Source organism: Leptotrichia buccalis C-1013-b, from assembly GCF_000023905.1.
Classification (GTDB): Bacteria; Fusobacteriota; Fusobacteriia; order Fusobacteriales; family Leptotrichiaceae; genus Leptotrichia; species Leptotrichia buccalis.
The window spans coordinates 2,416,925-2,438,200 of the sequence record NC_013192.1 but is presented as its reverse complement, the minus strand read 5'-3'; the positions used below and the strand labels follow the sequence as shown (position 1 = coordinate 2,438,200).

Annotated in this window: 17 protein-coding genes; 6 read left to right on the top strand and 11 right to left on the bottom strand. The window is 29.4% G+C overall.

The genetic code is table 11. From position 1 onward, the window contains the following. The first annotated feature begins 514 nt into the window (after positions 1 to 514). The 3 genes from pckA (at position 515) to LEBU_RS11400 (ending at position 3,865) form a co-directional block, all read left to right on the top strand. Positions 515 to 2,110, top strand: a complete 1,596-nt coding sequence (pckA, locus tag LEBU_RS11410; protein WP_015770465.1) for a phosphoenolpyruvate carboxykinase (ATP) — start codon at positions 515 to 517, stop codon at positions 2,108 to 2,110. Between the two features lie 47 nt (positions 2,111 to 2,157). Beyond that, on the top strand, positions 2,158 to 3,537 hold the full coding sequence (locus LEBU_RS11405) for an oxaloacetate decarboxylase subunit alpha (RefSeq protein ID WP_015770464.1): 1,380 nt from the start codon (positions 2,158 to 2,160) through the stop codon (positions 3,535 to 3,537). A 64-nt stretch (positions 3,538 to 3,601) separates the two neighbouring features. Next, positions 3,602 to 3,865 (top strand): hypothetical protein, encoded by a 264-nt coding sequence (locus LEBU_RS11400; protein WP_015770463.1) that lies wholly within the window; start codon positions 3,602 to 3,604, stop codon positions 3,863 to 3,865. 255 nt (positions 3,866 to 4,120) lie between these two features. Here the strand turns inward: LEBU_RS11400 and LEBU_RS11395 are convergent, their stop codons facing one another. Then, complete coding sequence (locus LEBU_RS11395; RefSeq protein WP_015770462.1) at positions 4,121 to 5,650, bottom strand: vWA domain-containing protein; 1,530 nt, start codon at positions 5,648 to 5,650, stop codon at positions 4,121 to 4,123. 163 nt (positions 5,651 to 5,813) lie between these two features. On the opposite strand from LEBU_RS11395, the gene LEBU_RS11390 reads away from it, so the two are divergent. The 3 genes from LEBU_RS11390 (at position 5,814) to spoVG (ending at position 7,733) form a co-directional block, all read left to right on the top strand. After that, on the top strand, positions 5,814 to 6,806 hold the full coding sequence (locus LEBU_RS11390) for a phosphate/phosphite/phosphonate ABC transporter substrate-binding protein (RefSeq protein WP_015770461.1): 993 nt from the start codon (positions 5,814 to 5,816) through the stop codon (positions 6,804 to 6,806). A gap of 18 nt (positions 6,807 to 6,824) precedes the next feature. Further along, positions 6,825 to 7,067 (top strand): RNA-binding S4 domain-containing protein, encoded by a 243-nt coding sequence (locus tag LEBU_RS11385; protein ID WP_015770460.1) that lies wholly within the window; start codon positions 6,825 to 6,827, stop codon positions 7,065 to 7,067. Positions 7,068 to 7,454: 387 nt separating this feature from the next. Continuing rightward, positions 7,455 to 7,733 carry a septation regulator SpoVG gene (gene spoVG, locus LEBU_RS11380; RefSeq protein WP_015770459.1) on the top strand — a complete coding sequence of 93 codons (279 nt, stop codon included), beginning with the start codon at positions 7,455 to 7,457 and terminating at the stop codon, positions 7,731 to 7,733. 100 nt (positions 7,734 to 7,833) lie between these two features. On the opposite strand, the gene LEBU_RS11375 is transcribed toward spoVG, so the two are convergent. The 10 genes from LEBU_RS11375 to LEBU_RS11330 form a co-directional block, all read right to left on the bottom strand. Then, a complete protein-coding gene (locus tag LEBU_RS11375; protein WP_015770458.1) occupies positions 7,834 to 8,505 on the bottom strand; it encodes a YwaF family protein in 672 nt (223 codons plus the stop codon). Between the two features lie 38 nt (positions 8,506 to 8,543). Then, on the bottom strand, positions 8,544 to 9,293 hold the full coding sequence (locus tag LEBU_RS11370; protein ID WP_015770457.1) for a hypothetical protein: 750 nt from the start codon (positions 9,291 to 9,293) through the stop codon (positions 8,544 to 8,546). A gap of 75 nt (positions 9,294 to 9,368) precedes the next feature. Further along, positions 9,369 to 10,670, bottom strand: a complete 1,302-nt coding sequence (locus LEBU_RS11365) for an alpha/beta hydrolase-fold protein (RefSeq protein WP_015770456.1) — start codon at positions 10,668 to 10,670, stop codon at positions 9,369 to 9,371. 248 nt (positions 10,671 to 10,918) lie between these two features. Continuing rightward, entirely contained in the window at positions 10,919 to 14,125 is a 3,207-nt protein-coding gene (gene mfd / locus LEBU_RS11360; RefSeq protein ID WP_015770455.1) for a transcription-repair coupling factor, read from the bottom strand. Between the two features lie 17 nt (positions 14,126 to 14,142). Then, positions 14,143 to 15,180 (bottom strand): RnfABCDGE type electron transport complex subunit D, encoded by a 1,038-nt coding sequence (locus LEBU_RS11355; protein WP_015770454.1) that lies wholly within the window; start codon positions 15,178 to 15,180, stop codon positions 14,143 to 14,145. A 109-nt stretch (positions 15,181 to 15,289) separates the two neighbouring features. Beyond that, the gene (locus LEBU_RS11350; RefSeq protein ID WP_238974491.1) at positions 15,290 to 15,853 is read right to left on the bottom strand and encodes a hypothetical protein; all 564 of its coding nucleotides are present in this window, start codon (positions 15,851 to 15,853) and stop codon (positions 15,290 to 15,292) included. Positions 15,854 to 15,930: 77 nt separating this feature from the next. Further along, a complete protein-coding gene (locus LEBU_RS11345; RefSeq protein ID WP_015770452.1) occupies positions 15,931 to 17,685 on the bottom strand; it encodes an ABC transporter ATP-binding protein in 1,755 nt (584 codons plus the stop codon). A gap of 42 nt (positions 17,686 to 17,727) precedes the next feature. After that, positions 17,728 to 18,795 (bottom strand): polysaccharide deacetylase family protein, encoded by a 1,068-nt coding sequence (locus LEBU_RS11340; protein ID WP_015770451.1) that lies wholly within the window; start codon positions 18,793 to 18,795, stop codon positions 17,728 to 17,730. A 196-nt stretch (positions 18,796 to 18,991) separates the two neighbouring features. Then, positions 18,992 to 19,726, bottom strand: coding sequence for a glycosyltransferase (locus LEBU_RS11335; protein WP_015770450.1), 735 nt, complete (start codon positions 19,724 to 19,726; stop codon positions 18,992 to 18,994). After that, complete coding sequence (locus LEBU_RS11330) at positions 19,698 to 21,254, bottom strand: glycosyltransferase family 2 protein (protein WP_015770449.1); 1,557 nt, start codon at positions 21,252 to 21,254, stop codon at positions 19,698 to 19,700. The genes LEBU_RS11335 and LEBU_RS11330 overlap by 29 nt, the downstream gene beginning before the upstream one ends. Positions 21,255 to 21,276: the final 22 nt, after the last annotated feature.

The following is a 21,276-nucleotide window of genomic DNA, read 5'->3' as shown; positions in this document are numbered from 1 at the left end:
TTTCTTTATTATAAATTTAATATTTCATAGAATAATCTTTTAATAAAAAATTTATAAATATTATTGACTTTTTAAAAAAATGTGGGATAATATTGGTGTAGGGAAAAGATAATGTTGAATATTTAAAAAACAATTGTATAGTGTAATGATTGTAAATTATGTGTTTAAAAAGTGCAGTTAAGTAAACTTTTAAAATACATTTTTAAAAAATATTATCTATAAAATTGTGTTTTTTTGGTACAAATTTAAAGAATTAGAATTTGAAAGGCTAATGTTTTTAAATTTATTTTTAAAATAAAAATATTCTAGATTTAACATAATCTAAAATTCAAAATTATGATATTTAAAATTAAAATTTTAAAAATTGATAATGTTTTGTGTTTCCCTACACAAGTGGGGATTTTTTCTTATATTTAGCAGTTAAGTTAAATATCAAAGTTTTGAATAATAAGTAAACTTACTGTTTGAGCAAAATTATTTTAACTTTTTAATTTTAAAATACGGAGGAAGTATTATGAAAAAATTGACGAAAGCTCTTGAAAAACTAGGGATAGTAAATGTGGCACAAATTTATCGAAACTTGACACCGGCACAACTCATTGAATATGCTTTGACGAAAGGAGAAGGGGTATTATCGAGTACAGGTGCTTTAGTTGTAACAACAGGAAAATATACAGGGCGTTCACCTAAAGATAAATATATAGTTGATACTCTAGGTATTCACAATAAAATTGCTTGGGGAAATGTAAATAAGCCAATTGAAAAGGAAAAATTTGATTCTATTTACAATAAATTAATTGCATATTTGCAAAATAGGGAAATATTCGTATTTGACGGTATGGCAGGAGCAGATCCAGCCTGCAGAAAAAAATTCAGAATAATAAATGAACGTGCTAGCCAAAATTTGTTTATTCATCAATTATTAATACGTCCAACGGAAGAAGAATTAAATGATTATGGAAAGGCTGACTTTACAATAATTGCAGCCCCTGGATTCAAATGTAATGCTAGAATTGATGGAATAAATTCATCAGCTGCAATAATTATAGATTATGAGGCAAAAATTGGGATTATTTGCGGAACTGAATATGCGGGAGAAATTAAAAAAAGTGTATTTTCAATAATGAATTTCGTTATGCCTGAAATTAATGTGCTTCCTATGCACTGTTCTGCCAATATGGATCATAAAACTGGTGAAACTGCGGTATTTTTTGGGCTTTCGGGAACTGGAAAAACTACTCTTTCAACTGATCCCAATCGTAAATTAATAGGCGATGATGAACATGGATGGTCTGACCACAGCATTTTCAATTTTGAAGGAGGCTGTTATGCAAAATGTATAAATCTTGATCCTGAACATGAGCCGGATATTTATAATGCAATAAAATTTGGAAGCTTAGTGGAAAATGTTGTAATGAATCCAAAAAATCGTGAATTTGACTTTTATGATAAGAGCTTGACTGAAAATACGAGAGTAGGTTATCCGATAAATCATATAAAAAATGCACAAATTCCAGGAATTGGAGGTATTCCAAGCGTTGTAATATTCCTTACGGCAGATGCTTTCGGAGTTTTACCGCCTGTTTCAAGACTTTCTAAAGATGCGGCAATTTATCACTTTGTGACAGGATTTACATCTAAATTGGCTGGAACTGAGCGTGGAATTACAGAACCGCAACCTACATTCTCAACTTGCTTTGGAGAACCGTTTATGCCATTAGATCCTTTAATTTATGCAGAAATGCTAGGTAAAAAAATCGAACTTCATAATACGAAAGTATTTCTAATAAATACAGGATGGTCAGGCGGTCCTTATGGAGTGGGAAACCGTATGAACTTAAAATACACAAGAGCAATGGTTACTGCAGCGTTAAATGGTGATTTGGATGAAGTTGAATATAAACATGATGAAATTTTCAATGTGGAAATTCCGCAGTATTGTCCGAATGTTCCGAATGAATTACTAAATCCAATAGACACTTGGGCAAACAAAGAGGCTTATAGCGCAGCTGCAAAAAAATTGGCAAAAATGTTTAGGGAAAATTTTGCAACAAAATATCCAAATATGCCAGAACATATTGTAAATGCAGGACCAATGGATTTTGAATAAATGAAAATAGAATAAAACTTAATATTCATTAAAATATGGAGGATCTTATGAGCAAAGTAAAAATAACAGAAACATCATTAAGAGATGGACATCAATCACTTATGGCAACAAGAATGACAACAGCAGAAATGCTTCCAATAATTGAAACTATGGACAAAGCTGGATATCACGCAATGGAAGTCTGGGGCGGTGCAACATATGATGCGGCAATCAGATTTTTGAATGAGGATCCTTGGGAAAGATTAAGAGAAATTAGAAAAAGAACTAAAAATACAAAATTACAAATGCTACTTAGAGGACAGAATTTATTAGGATATCGACATTATGCTGACGATATTGTAGATAAATTTGTAGAACTTTCAATAAAAAATGGTATTGATATTATAAGAATTTTTGATGCTTTGAATGATACAAGAAATATTAGACAAGCTTCAGAAAGTACAAAAAAATATGGTGGACATAGCCAACTTGCGATTTGCTATACAATAAGCCCTGTTCACACAATAGAATATTACAAAAAATTGGCACTTGAAATGCAGGATATGGGTGCAGATTCAATAGCAATAAAGGATATGTCTGGAATTTTGTTACCAAATATGGCTTATGAGCTGGTAACTGAATTAAAAGCTATTCTGAGCGTACCTCTTGAATTACATACTCACGCAACGGCAGGGCTGGCTGGAATGACTACACTAAAAGCGATTGAAGCGGGAGTAGACATTGTAGATACTGCTATTTCCCCATTTGGAGGAGGAACATCACAGCCACCTACAGAATCGCTTGTAAGAACGTTACAAGGCTCAAAATATGATACAGAATTAAATCTTGAGGTTTTGAAGGAAGTTGCTGAATATTTTAAACCTATAAGAAAAAAATACATTGATAACGGAACATTAAATCCAAAAGCCTTGTTAATTGAACCAAATATTATAGAGTACCAGTTACCAGGAGGAATGCTCTCAAACTTGCTGTCTCAATTGAAAGTGCAGGAGGCAGAGGATAAATATGAAGATGTTTTACGTGAAATTCCACATGTGCGTAAAGATTTAGGATACCCTCCGTTAGTTACTCCAATGAGCCAGATGGTTGGAGCTCAGGCAGTCTTAAATATTTTGACAGGCAGAAAATACCAGATGATTCCAAAGGAAATAAGAGATTATGTAAAAGGAATGTATGGAAAATCACCAGTTCCAATTATTGACGAAACTAGAAAGCTTATAATTGGAGATGACGAAGTATTTAATGGTCGTCCTGCTGATTTACTAGGAGCTGAATATGAAAATATGAAAAACGAAATCGGCGACTTGGCAAAATGCGATGAAGATATATTAACTTATGCGTGTTTCCCACAAGTTGCAAGAGATTACCTAGAAAGAAAATATAGTGAAAAGGAGGTGGAAATTCAAGACATTAATGGATTTTTTTAAAATTTTGCAAAGTAAAATAAAGTATCTTATTTAGTATTGTTTATATGGAAAAAGAGGTGAAAAAATGAACTTAGATATAGAATATTTCAAAAAGAAATTAAGAGAAATAACAGATTGGTATGAAAATACAAGATGGAATAAAAAAGCTTTACTTGAAAAAATATCAGAATTAAATATAGAAATAAATAAAACTCGTGATTCAGAAAATTTAATTGACTGGGACAAATTAACTTATACAGAAGAGAAAATTGTAAGTGATATGATTCATTTAAGAAACAAAATGCAGCTTTCTCATAATGAAAGATTTGATAGTTATTATAGAATCTAACAAATGTATTCAGATTGTTTCAAAATTGAATTTTCATATATTAGGGCAAGGACTCATCCATTTTTAAAAATGGGAGATGAATTGCCTTTTTCTTTAATAGAGTAAAAAATTTGTAGAGAGAACTATCATTCAATAGGATTTAGCAATTATATTGTAGATAGTTTTCTCTTTTTTTATTAAAAATTTAATTAAAATTATTTATCCCTAAATTTTTGCTCAGTTGTTAAAATTAAACTGTAATTTTTATTTCATTTCTTATTTTACTGTTTGTTCTTTTCTTAATTCCTCATTATCTTTTTTAGAATCTTTAATCGTACCGCCTTTTCCACCATGTCCGTTCCAATATTTGCTCATAGGATTTTTTCTGCTTGTTGTTGGAATATATGCCACTGTTGCTCCTTTTCTAGCCTTAATCTGTGCTATATATTCTTCTGACTGTTTTGTGATTTTTTCAAATTCATCTTTATATATTGCTTCTATTTTATTTTTTCTTTCTTCGCTAAGCGCTTTAAGTTTTTTAGACACTCTTCCGTTACTTTCATACAGTCCGGCATATTTAGGATCATTTGAAAGACTTTTTGCTCCGTACATTATAAGAGAACTCATATTATTTTTTTCTCCCAGAGATCTTTTTATGAGAAATTGGTTCATTAGCAGTGTCAAATTATGAGATGCTATTATTTTATTTATTAGATAGTCATTTAAAGGTTCCCATTTATAGTCAGAGAAAGCTATTTCATGTATTCTTTGCAATTCTTCTGTCAATTTAGCGGCATCATTTGCTGAAGAATAATAACCGTTTGCGGCATTTGCAATTTCTTTCAGCACTTTATTCTGGTGGGCATCTACATTAAACCCTATTATTCCTAAAACGATATCTGTATTTTCATTTTTAAATTTTTTTGCAGTTTCAACAGGATTGCCGTCGCATGTTTCGATTCCGTCAGTAATTATATATAGGATATTCAATGTTTTTTCGCCTTTTAATGCTTTTAAGTCATTTGTTCCGTTTTCAATCGATTTTGCTATGGAAGTCCATCCTGTAGGCTGAATTGGAGCTAAAGAGCTTTTCAGCTTATCCTTATCTAAAGTTTCAATTGGTGAAATCAGTTCATTGGCGGAACATGATTCCTGTTTTTTACTTGCCGTATTGTCTCCCTTATGACCAAAAACCCTCAGTCCTACTTTTGTGTTTGCAGGCATTTCAGAAACAACTTTCTCTATAGATTCCTTTGCGATTTCCATCATTGTTTTATCGCTTATTTTCTGTTTCATTGAACCGCTAGCATCTAAAATGATTTCAAGATTGACATTCATATTTTCCTCAATTTTTTGTTTCGTAAAAGGATTTGCCATATCATCCTTGAAAATTACGTATGAAAATCTGTCAAGAGTTTCAATCGGCTCATAATCATAGCCTGCTATGTATAAGAATTTCTTGAAGAGACGTTCGATTTCTTCATCAGAAGCATCTTCACCTAAGGCAGGTTTAATTTTTTTAAGTTCATTCTGAACATTTTCTCTCCAGATATCTGATTTTTTTACTATATTTTTTTCATAAGTATCAGGAAACTGATAAATTCCAGGTGCCGCATCTACTATTCCCTCATATGTGTAAACAATATCAGGCAAATCCCCGTTAACACCTTTCCCTTTTTGGAGTTCTTCTTCTGAAAGCTGTTTTTCTGATTCCTTTTTCTTGTCTTCTTTTTTATTAAAGCAGGCTGTTAAGACTAAAAGTGCAATACTTAAAATTAATAATTTTTTCCATTTATTTTTTTTCATGAAAACCTCCTAAAAATTGGTTAGAAAATTTCAGTTTCTAACTTAGTTTTTTTTAAAACTTCTCTATTATAAGTATACCACAAAAATAAAAAAATTATAGAATTGACTATGCAAATAACAAATGTTATAATACATTATATTTTATACTATATTAGGAGGTATTATGAAAAGGAACATTTTAAAAAGTTTGTTGTTATTAGCTATTTTATTGTTTACAATTAGCTGTGGTAAAAAAAATAATACAATAAAAATTGTATTTTTACCAAATGAAACAAATGATTCATTGAAGAAATCAAGGGAAGAGTTTGCCAGAGTTGTTCAGGAAGCGACTGGGAAAAAAGTGGAAATTGTTACAACTACCGATTATAACATAACGGTGGAAAATATTGTTTCTGGACAATCTCAAATTGCATATATCGGTGCAGAGGCATATTTGAATGCCAGACAGAGAACAAAAGACATTGAAGCAGTACTTACTAATGCAGGAAAAAGCGGAACATTGGAAGATGCCCTTTATTACAGCTTTATTGCAGTAAGAGCAGAGGATGCGGCAAAATACCGTTCAGGAGACGGATATGACCTTAAAAAGCTGAAAGGGAAATCAATGGGATTTGTTACAAATAGCTCTACATCAGGATTTAAAATTCCAGGAAACTTGCTTGTAAAAGAATTTGGATTAAAAAACACTGATGAATTATTAGGAAATAAAGCATTTTCAAAAGTTATGTTTGGAAATTCGCATCCTGGAACTCAAGTTTTATTATTTAAAGGAGATGTGGATGCTGCAACATTTGCCATTCCAAAATCATTTACAATTTATGAGCTGACAGCTGGAAAAGACTTCAATTCAGGAGCCACATATAGAGTGAAAAAAGGAGCAGTTGCACCATTTGGAGATTATGCCGGAAAAAGTTTTACAGTTATAAAATCAATTCCTGTTTATAACGGAGCAATTGTATTTAATATAAGAACATTGGCAAAGGAAGATCAGGAAAAAATCAAGAAAGCTCTAATGTCTAAGTCAACAACTGACAATCCTCATATTTTCAGCGATAAAAACAGTAAAGTAAGAGGACTTTTCCTAAAAGAAAATCCGAATGTAGGATTTGTAGAAACAAATACAGCCTGGTATGAAGGAATGAAAAATATAAAATAATAAAATCGAGGAAAAAATATGCGTTTAGATAAATTTTTAAAAGTAACAAGAATTATAAAAAGAAGAACTGTGGCAAAAGAGCTTGCAGATAATGGAAATATCGTTGTAAATGGAGATGTAAAAAAATCTTCTTATGATGTGAAAAAAGGAGATATTTTTGAAATAAAATATTTTAACAAGAATATAAAAGTAAAAGTTTTGGATTTGCCGCCTGAAAGTTTAAAAAAAGAATTTATTGATGATTATATTGAAATAATTTAATAAATTATTTTTATAATTTTTAATAAAAAATAAGATTTAGACATGAGCTTGAAGCTACTGCAAATTCGTAAAATATACTCGACTCTTTTTAATATCGAACCAGTAAAATTGCAAAATATTGGTGTTTGAACAGTTAGTCATAATCTTTAAGTTTGATTTCAAAAATGGTAATACTATAGAATAATAGTTAGAAAAGTTTTTTTAAATTAATTAATCTAAGATTATTAAAATAATTTATATAAAAACATTAAATCCTATTACTTTTAGTAAAATCTCTAATAAATTTGGGAAAATATTAATTCTTTATTATTATTTTCCCTTGTTTTTTATAATAAATGGGGTATAATTATAATGAAAAAATAAATTATACAAACAAGGAGAAGACTTATGAAAGTGACTGATATTCGTATTAGAATTGGAAAGCAAGCAGAAGGTAATGAAAGATTAAGGGCATATGCCGATATTACATTTGACGAAAGTTTTGTTATTCATGGATTAAAAATTATTGATGGACAAAACGGACTTTTTGTGGCAATGCCTTCAAGAAGAATGCCAAATGGAGAATTTAAGGACATTGTTCACCCTATAAAACCTGAGCTGCGTGCTGAAATAACAAAGGTTATTTTAGAAAAATTTGAGCAGGAAAATAATGCCCAAGTTGAATAAATTAGTTTTTTAACAAAAAAGTACACCTAAAACTACTAAAATTATATATACATAATAATACTAATATCAGTGGTGTACTTTTTTTTTATTTCTTTAAATATTAATTCCTATCTCTTTTCATAATTGGTAAATATAACAAAAATTCCAAAAATATCATTGTCAATATTAAAACAATATCATATAACCAAATAGGTTCTATAAATTTTACTATTGAAATAATATGGCTTTTTAAAAACATTGCGTTTATTTCCTTAAATATATAATTATAAATAAATGCGTAAAGAAATATTAGGAGCAACGTAATTACTGATTGAAAAAATCCTTTTTTTGTTGGCTTGTCATTTAGATACTTATAGCCAAAAAAAGCTGTAAAAACAATAAGTGCGTGCATTATCATAAAAAGATAAACATAATAATTATCGTGGTAATATATTATTCCTGGCAAAATTAACGCCAATATTGGTCCAAAAGTTAAATAATATACGACATTATACAAAAATTTTGTTTTAAAAATCAAATACAGTCCTGCAAAAATTGCTGCAAAATTACAAAGATGAACAGGTGTAACATTAGTTATAGGTTCATTTTGATACATTAACCTGTAAATCGAGTCGACTAACTTAAATATTAATAAAAAGTATCCTAAAAAAGTTGAGTATTTATTTATATCCAAATTTTTAAAAAATTTAGGAACATAAAATAAAAATACACAAAATAAAATTGATACAATAAAAGTTTCTATGTGAATAGGGCTAAAATAAGTAAAAGTCAAAATTTCTCCTTTCTAAAATTCTCATTTTAAGAAATTAATTATTTATTATTTTCTACATTTAAGAAAATTATACTTCCTAAAATTTTTTTATAAATTTCAAATATTCCAACTAAAATTCTGTAAACAATAAGAATAGCTATTACTGTCATTGCTGAATTTAGTGATTTTAATACAATTACTGAGGCAGCTGCTGTTAAGGTAGATGTCACAATACCTGAAATTATGGTTACTAAAAATAGAGGAAGAATGATTCTTAACCTATTGTTTTCTAGCAGTTTTGTATTTTTTTCAAATGCAGTTGTTAGACTGACATTTCTTGATAAATATATTTGTCTAAAAAATGCTGCAAAATATGCAAGTACAAACATTACTCCGATACCTAGTACTTTTAAAGACTTTATAAGGTTACTTAAGAATGTCATAACTACAGCTAAAAGAATAGATCTTAATAATATATTTTCTTTTGTCAATTCATTTTTCTTATCAATCCTGCTGATAACATTATTTTGAAACAAATTTAAAGCATATTCTATTACAATTACAATTAAAATATTCATTAGTATATCAAATAATGGAAATTTAGGAAAAGAGTCCTTAGCAGCAGCAGCTTTTACCGCAATAACGAATGAATTGTACATAGTATATCCGCTAAGTGCAAATAATGCTATAATAGAAGGCAAGTATTTCTTATCTTTACTAAATATTTCCTTTAGAACTGAAAAAGATTTAATATAATAGTCTTTTTGTGTTAAATTTTTATTTTTTAATGATTCATTTATTTCTTTCATTTTTACCTCATTTCTATTTTGATGCTTTTTTTATTCTTTCACTTGAAATTTTTAATTAAAATTTTTCAATGCTGTTCATTGTTTTGATTGTGAAAACATCCAGTCTTTTACAGCTGGAATATTGTAGGCTACTTTCCAAGTTCCTGCATGTTCTGAACCAGGATTAGCATTTTTAGCTAAATATGGATTTGTTCCTTTTTCAAAAGTTGTATATTTAATATTTGATTTTTGACTAATAACTTTTCTTGCTGCTTCCAAAAATTGTTCATTTGTATAATCTGCTTTCCAAGCCTCTCGAGTTACAGTTGCACCTTTTTTAATAAGTTCACTTGTAATTGCGTTCATTCCTGGATAAGCTTTTTCATCTCCAGTCGAAACCATAATCCATAAGTTATTTTTTGCCATAGGAGCGACTTCTTTTTCATTCCATTGACAAGCTACTAAATATGAAGCGGCAAACAGTTCAGGATATTTATAATTCATGACAATTGCCATCATTCCGCCCATTGATTGACCAGTTGCATAAATTCTTTTATCATCAATGCTGTATTTTGTAAGTAAATAGTCTCTTATTAAATTAACCGTTGCGTCCAAGTCATTTGTTATATTTCCCTTATCATCTACAACTTGTTTTGAATATTGTGGCGCAAGTACAAATGCTTCGTGTTTTGCCTGCTCTTCAGGTGTTGCGAATGATATTGCACCATTTCCCTGTAATAAAGTAGCTTTTGTATCTGCACTCAGAACTCCCATATCGTGCATAAATAATACAAGTGGGTATTTTTTATTTTTATCATAATTTTTAGGAATATATAAATTATATTTAAGATTTACTCCAGTTTTTGGATCTCTAAATACGAATTGCTTAAAATTTTCTACTACCAAATCTTTTGTTTTATTATTTTCAAGAATTGCTATATTTTTTGTCATTCTTTTTCCATTTGTAAATAAAATATCTTCTTTTTGTGTGACTCTGGATGTAGCCCGTTTCATTTGAAAACCTATTTCTGGGCCGCTTTCCACACGAAGTGATGCTCCTTCATCTTTTGGATTTAGTTCAATAATAACGTATTTTCCATCTTTTACGATATTAGTTTTTTCTGGGCGGTTGTTTGAATACACTTTTTCTATAGTTCTGTCTGAGACGGCAAAAGTATCTTTTGTTAATTGAGAATTTACAACTTTTTCGTTAAATTCTAAAATAATATGTGTGACTTGCTGTCCAGTTCCAAACACTTCTGTAACAGATGTTACATTTCTTATACCTTTAGGATATTTTATTTTTTCAGTTTTCAATGTAGTAGTAGTTTCTGAAAAAATGTTTGCCGTTGATAACAGTATCCCGAATATTGTTAAAAATAATAATATTTTTTTCATTATTTTCCTCCTTTGTCATTTTTTATTCTCTCTTTTTATTATGATAATCAAAAGCCTTTCTTAAATTTTACCACAATTTTTTTAGATTTCAAAATTTCTTAAGGAATAAATTTTTATTTTCAAAATATACTCGAACCCATTTAAAATAGAACTATTAAAAATTATATAACTTTAGGGTTTGAGTAAAATAGTCATAGCTTTTGAGTTCGGTTTTAAGGTAGTTTTACTATGATAGTTAGTTAAATATTTTATTCTTTTACAACATTTAAAAAATCTGTTTTTCTTGTTTTCATTATTACAAATGCTTCATTAGTTTCTTCATCACTCTTCTTTTTATTTTTTATACTTTCGATAGTTATAACCTTTTCTACAAGTTGCATTGAAATTTTTTTATTTAATTCTATTATTTTTTCCTGTGCATTTTCTAAAAAGTACAGTTCAAAATGATTTCTTGTTTCAAGAATTCTCTGAATTTTATGTTTTTCAGCAAATAATTTTAATTTAATGCTTAAAATAAATTTTTTCATCTGCTCTGGAATTTTCCCGAACCTATCTCTAATTTCATCAAGCAAATCAGTTAATTCGCTATCTGTTTCCAGCATTGCAAAACGTTTATAGATATTTAGCCTTTCATCCTTTTCAATATATGTTTCTGGAATAAATCCTCTTTCATCCAGAATAATTTCCACATTTTCAATTTTTTCGATAAACTCGCCCTTCTGCTTACGAATTTCCTCATTTAGCATTTTTATATATAAATCATATCCAAAAGTTTCAATCGTTCCGTGCTGCTTATCTCCCAAAATTTCGCCAGCACCACGTATTTTCAAGTCTTCCATCGAAATTTGAAAACCGCCTGATTTTATACCTTCCACCTTTAGCATGCTTTCTTCCTTTTGCCGCCCCTGCTTTGTAATATTTCTCGTTTTTAATAAATAACAGTATCCTTGCCTGTTGCTACGTCCTACACGCCCTTTTAGCTGATACACCTGCGATAATCCTAGACCAGTAAAGTTTTCAATCAAAATGGTATTGGCATTTCCCACATCAATTCCATTTTCAATAATTGTTGAAGCAATCAGAATGTCAAACTGTCCATTTTCAAAACGCAACAACTTATCCTTAATTTCCTTTGGCGGAAGCTGTCCATTTATAAATTCGATTTTTACAAAGTCTGGAAGCATTTCCTTCAGTTCCTTCAATTTTTCCTTCATATTTTTTACATCGTTATAAATATAGAAAACTTGCCCATCACGTGACAATTCACGCAGTATTGCCATTTTTATTATTTCTTCATCCCAATCGAGGATTTCTGTTATAATGGGAAGTCTGTTTGTTGGAGGTGTGTCAATTATGGAAATCTCTCTGATTCCAAGCATCGCAAGATTTAATGTACGTGGAATCGGAGTCGCAGTTAATGTCAGCACATCCAGTTTTTCTCTTTGAGATTTTAATTTCTCTTTAGCTTTAACCCCAAATTTTTGCTCTTCATCAATAATTAAAAGCCCTAGGTTCTTAAACTGCACGTCATCGCTTAGAAGCCTGTGAGTTCCAATAACTAAGTCAATAATTCCGTTTTTTAGATTTTTTAAAATGTCCGTTGATTTACTTTTCGTAAGCCGTGATAAATTCTCAATCGTAATCGGATAATTTTCAAATCTTCTTTTAAACCGTTCAAAATGCTGTTCTGCAAGTACCGTAGTCGGAGCTACCATAACAACCTGCTTTCCATTGTCAATTGCTTTGAATGCCGCTCTCATAGCAACTTCTGTTTTCCCATATCCAACATCTCCACAGACAATCCTGTCCATTATTTGCGGACTTTCCATATCCTTTTTCACATCATTTATGGCATTTCTCTGATCTTCTGTTTCTTCAAATGGAAAATTCGCCTCAAATTCCTCCTGCCACACAGTATCCTTTTGATACACAAAACCATTCTGGCTTTGTCGTCGTGCCTGTATTTTGATAAGTTCCGCCGCAAATTTCTGAATATCTTCTTCGAGTTTCTTCCTTTTTCGCTTAAATCCACGTGTTCCCAGCCTAAATAACTGCGGTTCTGTATCATTTGACACATATTTTTCCAATCTATCCAGCTTTTCCACAGGAATATACAAAATATCCTCATCAGCATACTTGATTTTCAAATAATCCCGCTCTTCCATTGTCTGAATTCCTTTATAAATTCCAACACCGTATTGAACGTGGATTACATAGTCACCTTCGATAATCTGATTGACTTTTTTATATTTTATAGCTTTTGCTGTTTTTTTCTTTCGCTCGTAAATATATCCGTCAAGCTCTCTGTCTGTCAGCACAATAAAATTATTTTTTCTATTTTTATTATCTGGATTTTCTGAATTATCATTAAAGATAAATCCTTCAAACAGCTCATATTTTTCAATTTCAAGATTGTTTTCCTTGTCAGTTAGAATTTGCCCAAATTCAGCCATTTTCTTCTCATAACTATTTGTAAAAATATAAATATCTTCAATTTTTGACAATTTTTCAAGCCTATTTTTATCCCTAAAAGTTTCAATCTGCTCCTGCGAGAAATTCTTAGTCTGCACGAAAATACTTTTTTTCTTCAGATTTTCATATCTTTTTCGGTAAGTTTCCTCGCGACTTCTGTCAAGCAGGATAAACTCTTCCATTTTATAGTCCAGCAATTCCTCATTTTCAATAGCGATCGTTACATCTTCTGCCTTTAGTTCATCAATAAGCTCAATCAATTCATAATTATTTCCAGAAAGCAAATTTCCAAAAACCTTTATTTCTTCCATCTTTTCCACTGAAATCTGGCTATCAATATCAAAAACTCTTATACTTTCCAGTTCATCTCCAAAAAACTCCAATCTAACAGGATTTTCCAAATCTGGTGGGAAAATATCGAGAATGTCCCCACGTCTGCTGTATTGTCCCTTTTTTTCAATCAAATACGAAGTTTCGTACCCATTTTCCACAAGAAATTTCACAATTTTTGAAAAACTATATTCTTTCCCAATTTCAAAAGAAAAAAACTTAACTTTTTCAAAAAATATATCCAAAGTAATCTGTAAATTCACAAATAAAATAAATTTTTCCTGATTTTTTAAAATATCCAGGAGTCTTATATTTATTCCTGTAATATCTTCCTTATTTTGTGAGATGTTTTCAAAAATATCAATTATTTTTTTATCTTTCAGTTTATTTTTATTTTCTTTACTATTTTTTTTGTCGGTTTTAGATTTTTTCATTAAAATATCTTGTTGTTTTTCTGACATTTCATAATAATTTTCAAGCATTGCATGATAATTTTCCAAATTTCTGTTGGATGTGGAAATATAAATTATCTTTTTCTTTTCTGAACATAATAAAAACCACGGAATTGCACCGCGGTAAAAATTATTTTCAGATTGTAGAATATTTTTTTCTTTATTTTTTAATTTATTTAAAAAACTTAAATTAAAGTTCATACAAAACCTTCCTATTTCTATCTGTTATTATACAATCGCCATATTCCATAAACTATGTAAATATAAACAATATATGGCACAAATCCTAAAGTGTGCAAATATGAAACAGCAAAAACAAGTACTATTATTAAAATTGCAAGACCAAGTCCTTGTATTATTTCAGCGAATGAAACTTTTTCATCTCCAAAAACATTTGGTTTGAATATCGTGTTTATTGGTCTTGTAAAAGGATTTAAAATTAATACAGAATAAATTATTGCTTCAGTTTGAATCCCTAAAAACCAAAATATGATTGTAGAAAGTCCAGCTAAAAATCCAAAAAATACTTTCCCAAATCCATGTTGAGGGGTAGTGAAACTGTCTGTTAGAACAAAAATACCCATAAAGATGATTTCCCCAAGAGTAGTTACTACATTGATATTATTATTTGACGCAATATAATATCCAAAGAAAATTGTAATAAAAAAGGAAACTGGTATATGCCAAGTTATTCTTGATCTAAAAAGCAAGTATATTGCTCCTAAAATCATAGCAATTATTGAAAGTTCACCGATTATTCCTTTGTTTATAACAAGAAAGGAAGTTAATCCTGTAACTTCTTCGCTGGGAAGTTTAAAGATATCTGGATTTGTCCAAGCTGAAGAATTTGGTGCAAGAACAGCTGGAAAAAATGTTAATACAAATAATTTTCCCCAAATTACTGGATTAAAAACTTTTTTGTCAATTCCCCCATACATAACTTTTCCAAATAATGTTGCCATTGCTCCTGCAAAGGCTGCCACATAAAGTGGTGTAAATGGAGCAAGTACAAAACCTGTCAAAGCTCCTATGTTAATTCCCGAAAGATCCTTTAAAGTTTCTTTGTTTTTTTGTAATATCAATGAAAATATTATATCTACCAGTTCTGCTGCGGCTATTGATAATAGAATTACTAAAACTGGCGTAACCTCATAAGCAGCAAATGCTACAAGTAGCATTGGAATTAAAGATATTAAAATATCAATGTTCGTTTTTGCTATATTTTCCTGCTGCTTCCTTTTGTTTTGTTTAAACATAATTAAAATTTCACTACCTTTCTTCTACATTTTTTATATTATTTTAATAAAATATTACACAACTATATAAAAACAAATAAATCAGTTTTAAAAGTTGTATAAAACAGTACTATTCTGAAGAACTTGAATCTCCACCTGACGATGATGCTCCTGAACTGCTGCTTCCACTACTGCTACTTCCACTATTAGACGATGGCTTTGGAGCAGAGTCTTGAGATTTAACTTTTGTTGGTTTTTCATTTGAAACAAATGAAGATTTATTTTTTAATCTACTATGTTTTGGTGCTTTGTACAATTCATTTTTACCATTTAAATAGTTTTTGTTTTTCTTATTTTTTTTGTTTCCTGTTTTTCCGTTAAGGTTATCATTTTCAGCTGCTAGAGCAAGAGCTTGTTTTGAGGCATCATCATTAGCTGCTAATCCAGGCTTTTGTGGCTGACCTGGTTGTTGTGATTGTACATTTTGTACTGGTTGCTGTTGTTGAGCTGGTTTTGCTGCTACAGCAGTTTGTTTTGGCTGAACTGCTTGTTTTTTTTGTTCTTCTTTTTTAGCTTGTAATTCACTTTCTTTCATTTTGTTGCCAACTTTTTTAGTTTCATCTTCTAATCGTTTTACTAAATTTTTTGAACTTCTTGAATTTTGACTTCCAAACGCTACTAATACAATTGACATTAAGAATAAAAGAATTCCTTTAATTTGTTTCATATTTTTTCTCCTGACTTTTTTAATTTTTAATTAAAATGTGATTTTTATTTATTTCTTACATCAAAACTTTTGTTGTATAGGGCTTTGTAAATACCATTTTTACTTAATAGTTCATTGTGATTTCCTATTTCTTTTATCTCCCCTTTCTGTATTACTACTATTTTATTACTATTTTCGATTGTTGTCAACCTATGAGCGATAACAAATGTAGTTTTTCCTTTCATAAGTTTTTCTAAAGCTTCTTGAACTAGCTTTTCAGACTCATTATCAAGTGCCGAAGTAGCTTCATCCAAAATTAATATTTGAGGATTTTCCAGAATCGCACGTGCGATTGCAATACGCTGTTTCTGCCCACCTGAAAGCTTAACACCACGTTCTCCAATTTCTGTATCATATCCATCAGAAAGGTTTTCAATAAATTCATGTGCATTAGCTTGCTTGGCAGCTTCTACAATTTCCTCAAAGGTGGCATCCTGACGGCTGTATTTTATATTACTTAATATTGTTCCTGCAAATAGAAATGTTTCCTGTGGCACAATTCCAATTGCCTTTCGCAAACTTTTAATTTCATAATCTCTAATATCAGTTCCATCAATTTTTATAACACCTCCCGCCACATCAAAAAATCTTGGTATCAAGTTTACGAGAGTGGATTTTCCGCCACCTGAATTTCCTACAAAAGCGACAGTTTCACCTTTTTTTACATTTAAATTAATATTTTTTAATATTTCTTCAGAATTATCTTTATATTTGAAATCTACATTTTCAAAACTTATTCCATCTGTAAAATTTTCAAAAGTTATACAGTTTTCCTTGTTTACAATAGATGGAGTTTCTTCCAGAATTTCGGAGACTCTTGTAATTGAAGATAAGTTCACGCTTATTGCATTAAGTCGTGTTACAGCTCTTCTTGCAGGTGTGTACATTGACGAAATGGCTCCTACTATTGTAATAAAATCTCCCGCAGTAAAATCACGAGCTCTTAAAACACGATAACCTCCAAATAATAATAATAATGCTACAATGATATAATTTAAGGCTTCCATTATTGCATTAGCTTTTGCATTATATCGAGCTGTTCTTATGGCAATTCTTTTTAAATTGATATTTTTTTGATTAAAATCCTTTTTTTCAGATCTCTCTGTAGCAAATGCTCTTATAATTCGTATTCCAGCCAATGTTTCCTGTAATTTGGAATTTAAGCTATCAATTGCTTCCTGTCTATCTTTTCCCGATCGTTTTAATCTTTTGGCATATCTTCTGACTGTTACTACTAAAATCGGTGTTACAATCATAACTCCTAACGTCAAGTCGAAGTCTACATAGAATGCTATTCCTAAACAAATTATAACTTTTATTATTTCAGGTACCATATTAAAGACTTCCAGTATAATTGAATTTATATTATTAGGATCTGTCATTACACGTGTCATCATATCTCCGATTTTTTTTCCAGAAAAATATTCCATATCTAAAGTTTGTATTTTATTATAAATATCAGTAACAATGTCTTTATAAATAGAAGCTGAAATTACAGTTGAAAATATTGTATTCCAGTACATCAATATTGCACCAATTACAGCAAGTGCTATCATTGCTCCCGCTGCATAAAGGATATCCTTTTCACTTTTTCCAGAAATTCCTTTATCAAATAATCTTTTTATCAAAGCTATTGGGGCGGAAGAGACAAGAGATGACATTGTTGCTAGCAGGATATTCAGTATGATCAATATATAGTACTTTTTTATATATTTTTTCAGTTTCTGAATTATTCCAAAATTTAATTTTATTTTGTTCATATATTTACCTTTCATTTTTTGTTAATTTCCAAAATTACTTTTTCATTTTTTAGTGAAAATCTTTCTTAGTTTTCTATAATATGGTCCGCTTCCATCAGTTAATTCCTGCTTAAATTCATCAAAATTTTCAAAATCATCTCCGCTCACACGATAAATCCAATTTTTATTGAGTTTTAAGGAATTTACCCCTTTTCTTGTAGTTATAAAGACATCCACGCCTAGTTTTCTTATATCTTCACGATTTCCGTTATACCTATGCCCCCAAGGATATGCCAGACAATCTGGAGTTTTTCCTAAATTTTTTTTAATAATTTTTTTATTTTCCAAAATTTCAAATTCTACAGTTTTTCTAAATTGCTCTTCACTAATTTTGTCAAAAAATTCATTTTGCTTTTCTTTAAATAATTTATTTAGAAAATCTTTTTTTTCATTTTTATTAAATTTTTGAAGTTGTTTTATATTTTGGTATTTTTTTAGAAAATCTTTTTTGGGTTTATATCCAGCGATTGAAATTTTACTTCTTAATTTAAATACTGGCAATCCATATAATTTTTCCTTATCTTTTTTTTCATCATAATTTCCTTCAAAAAATAAATTATAACTTTCTCTTTTAAAATATGGCGAACTTTCTTCATCGTAAAAATCAAGCACGGAAATATCTTTTATTGTCAACTGATGCGAGTGGGTATGCAACTGGAAATCCACGAGTCCACTTTCATACATTTCCTTAATTTCATCCCAGTTTAAATAAAATTCATCTTTTCCAATAAATTTTGTATTCAAAAATATAGTAGCTTTCATATTATATTTTTTCAAAATTGGAAAAGCTAAAGTATAGTTATTTTTGTATCCATCATCAAAGGTTATTAATATGGAATTTTTTGGCAATGTATAATTTAAATTTTTTAATTCTTCCATTTTAAAAGTTTTTTTATCTTTTATCCATTTTATATGTTCTTCAAATTCATTAACAAAAATTCCACCTTTTCCTTTTTCATTGTCAACACTGTGATACATAAGGCATAAAACGAAACTTTTTCTAGTTTTGTTATAAATAATAAATATTAAAAATATCAAAACAACCGTCAAAAACAAATATGTATATATCATTTTTCCTTCTTTCTAAATTTACAGCACAGTAATATTCTTTTAAAGTTGAACCCAAATTTTAAATTAGTTTAATTTTATCACTTAACTTTGATTTTAAAATAATATTGCTATAAAACTATAAATGTTTCCCCTTATATTTTATACGAAAAACAAAAAAATAACAACTAAAAAATGAAAAAAGTTTATTTAAAAAAAATTATATTTTGCCTCTCATTTTTAAAATTTTTGCTCGTATTTTTTTAATTAGCCTATCAATTTTAAAGCTAAGTACAGTATTTTTTCTATTTTTGCTAAAATGAACATGCCTTTTATTTCCAATATGTTCTACAGCTGGTTCTTTAAAAAATACTGTTTTATATCCACGTTCCTTGTAAAAATTTGAAAGAACTTCTTCATATCTCTGATTTTCCAGTTTTTCATGAAGTCCAAATAAATCCATATCCTTTTTTCTTCTTAAAGCTGGATTATAAGTAAATATTTCCCCTTTCACATTGTAGTAATGCTCGCCTGACTTTGAAACATAATCTTTATCAAAAAAGAAATTTTCTGGAAAATCTTTTTTGGAACGCAGTCCGACAATTAAAATTTTTTCATCTTCTTCAAGCAGTTTTATAGATTTTTCAATAAAGCCTTTCTTAAAAAATTTCCAGTCATCTTCACAATGAAAAATATATTTAGTATCAATTTCACGGTAAGCTTTGTCAATTGATTTTAGCTGTCCTAATCTTGTTTCATTGACTATAAGCTGAAAATTCTGTTTCTTATCTTTATATTTTGAAATTAATTTTTCCAATTTTTTTCCTTCGGTACTATCTTCAGTAATTATTATTTTTTTTATTGGATAAGTATTAAACTCAAAAAAACTGTCTAATGTTTCTTCCAGCAGGTCAAATCTTCCGCAGCTAGTAATTACTGCTGTTACGTCTTCCATATCTGTTCAGTCCTTTCTTGGCTCTTGTTTTTCTGCTTTTTATTGCATTTGCCAGATATTCGTCATTTTTTTTCAGTCTGCTTCTATCATTTTCCTTATGATACAAATGGCATGTTAATGCTTCAAATTTTAGTTTTTTCTTTTTACAGCCAATATTAAACAGTCTCACTGCAAGTTCACTGTCTTCTCTTCCCCATCCTTCAATTTCTTCCTCGAAGCCATTGACTTTTACAAGATCTTCTTTAAAGAAAGACATATTGCAGGATCTTATTCCACGTAAATTTCTATCAATTTTTGTAGTCATTTTGGAAAGAAGTCCGTTTCTTACCATATTCATTTTATTTCTAATTCCCTTGTCAAAGAAATTTATTTTTTTTCCTTCCATTATTTCTTTTGATGATGTTGGAGAAGTTATTACTCTTGAGCCTTGTATAAAACATCCTTTTTTTCTATTTTTTATGTGATCTTCAATAAAATGCCTATTTAATACCAAATCACCATCTATTATTATTATATAATTTCCAGTTGCTTTGCTAATTGCCCTATTTCTTGACATTCCAGCCCTAAATCCCTTGTCTTCTTGCCAAGAATGGATAATATTGCTTTGTGGATAACTTTGCTGGAATCTTTTTACCAAATCTACTGTCTCCTGTTTTGAACCATCATCAGCGATTATTATTTCCTTTGGTGGAACAGTTTGATTTAATGCACTGTTTAAACAGATTTCCAGAGCTTTTGGCCAATTATATGTTGTGATTACGAGAGAAGTGTCATTTCCTAGGTTGTTATAGTATTCTTCTCTTAACTTGGTATATTTTGTCATTGTGTAAATGGAGCTATATTTTGCAAGCAAGTAACCTTCATATCCATCGAGAAAGCCTAGCTGTAAAATATACATTTTTATAAATCTAAATAACATTTTTGAGTATATTTTTATAAAACTGGCGTTTTTACCTTTTTTTATGTATTCTTTAGCACTTTGCGAAGTATATCTGTTTAATTTTTCTAAAAATTCTTCGATATTGTCATAAGTGTAATGAATTATTAATTCCTTTATTTTTTTTATTTTACTTTTAGTTTTATATTTTTCGTGAACTTCACGGTCACTTATTGTTACTTTTCCATTTTTCCAAAGCCTTATAACATAATCATCCCAGCCACCAAATTTTATTTCCTTTTTAAAGGCAATATTTCTGAGCTTTATTTTATAAACATCACCTGAAGGAGATTCACTGTTTATAATTGATTTTATTTTTTCTTTTAACTGTGGTGAAATTACTTCATCTGCATCTATTAATAAAATCCATTCACCTTTACATTTTTTCAATACAGAATTTTTTTGTGGTCCGTATCCTTTCCATTTTTCCACAAAAACTCTTGCCCCTTTAGAAAGAGCAATTTCGGTAGTCCTATCTGTACTTTCACTATCAACCACTATTACTTCATCTGCTATTTCTCTCACAGAATCCAAAGTTTTTCCAATCCTGTTTTCTTCATTAAAAGTTATTATTCCAACGGACAATTTCATTGTATCTTCTCCCAATTCATCT

Bases quoted from the DNA above. Each gene is read 5' to 3' on its own strand.
- LEBU_RS11340 (WP_015770451.1), bottom strand. From the start codon at position 18,795: ATGATATATACATATTTGTTTTTGACGGTTGTTTTGATATTTTTAATA.
- LEBU_RS11395 (WP_015770462.1), bottom strand. From the start codon at position 5,650: ATGAAAAAAAATAAATGGAAAAAATTATTAATTTTAAGTATTGCACTT.
- LEBU_RS11350 (WP_238974491.1), bottom strand. From the start codon at position 15,853: ATGTCAATTGTATTAGTAGCGTTTGGAAGTCAAAATTCAAGAAGTTCA.
- spoVG (WP_015770459.1), top strand. From the start codon at position 7,455: ATGAAAGTGACTGATATTCGTATTAGAATTGGAAAGCAAGCAGAAGGT.
- pckA (WP_015770465.1), top strand. From the start codon at position 515: ATGAAAAAATTGACGAAAGCTCTTGAAAAACTAGGGATAGTAAATGTG.
- mfd (WP_015770455.1), bottom strand. From the start codon at position 14,125: ATGAACTTTAATTTAAGTTTTTTAAATAAATTAAAAAATAAAGAAAAA.
- LEBU_RS11370 (WP_015770457.1), bottom strand. From the start codon at position 9,293: ATGAAAGAAATAAATGAATCATTAAAAAATAAAAATTTAACACAAAAA.
- LEBU_RS11365 (WP_015770456.1), bottom strand. From the start codon at position 10,670: ATGAAAAAAATATTATTATTTTTAACAATATTCGGGATACTGTTATCA.
- LEBU_RS11385 (WP_015770460.1), top strand. From the start codon at position 6,825: ATGCGTTTAGATAAATTTTTAAAAGTAACAAGAATTATAAAAAGAAGA.
- LEBU_RS11330 (WP_015770449.1), bottom strand. From the start codon at position 21,254: ATGAAATTGTCCGTTGGAATAATAACTTTTAATGAAGAAAACAGGATT.
- LEBU_RS11355 (WP_015770454.1), bottom strand. From the start codon at position 15,180: ATGTTTAAACAAAACAAAAGGAAGCAGCAGGAAAATATAGCAAAAACG.
- LEBU_RS11405 (WP_015770464.1), top strand. From the start codon at position 2,158: ATGAGCAAAGTAAAAATAACAGAAACATCATTAAGAGATGGACATCAA.
- LEBU_RS11390 (WP_015770461.1), top strand. From the start codon at position 5,814: ATGAAAAGGAACATTTTAAAAAGTTTGTTGTTATTAGCTATTTTATTG.
- LEBU_RS11400 (WP_015770463.1), top strand. From the start codon at position 3,602: ATGAACTTAGATATAGAATATTTCAAAAAGAAATTAAGAGAAATAACA.
- LEBU_RS11345 (WP_015770452.1), bottom strand. From the start codon at position 17,685: ATGAACAAAATAAAATTAAATTTTGGAATAATTCAGAAACTGAAAAAA.
- LEBU_RS11335 (WP_015770450.1), bottom strand. From the start codon at position 19,726: ATGGAAGACGTAACAGCAGTAATTACTAGCTGCGGAAGATTTGACCTG.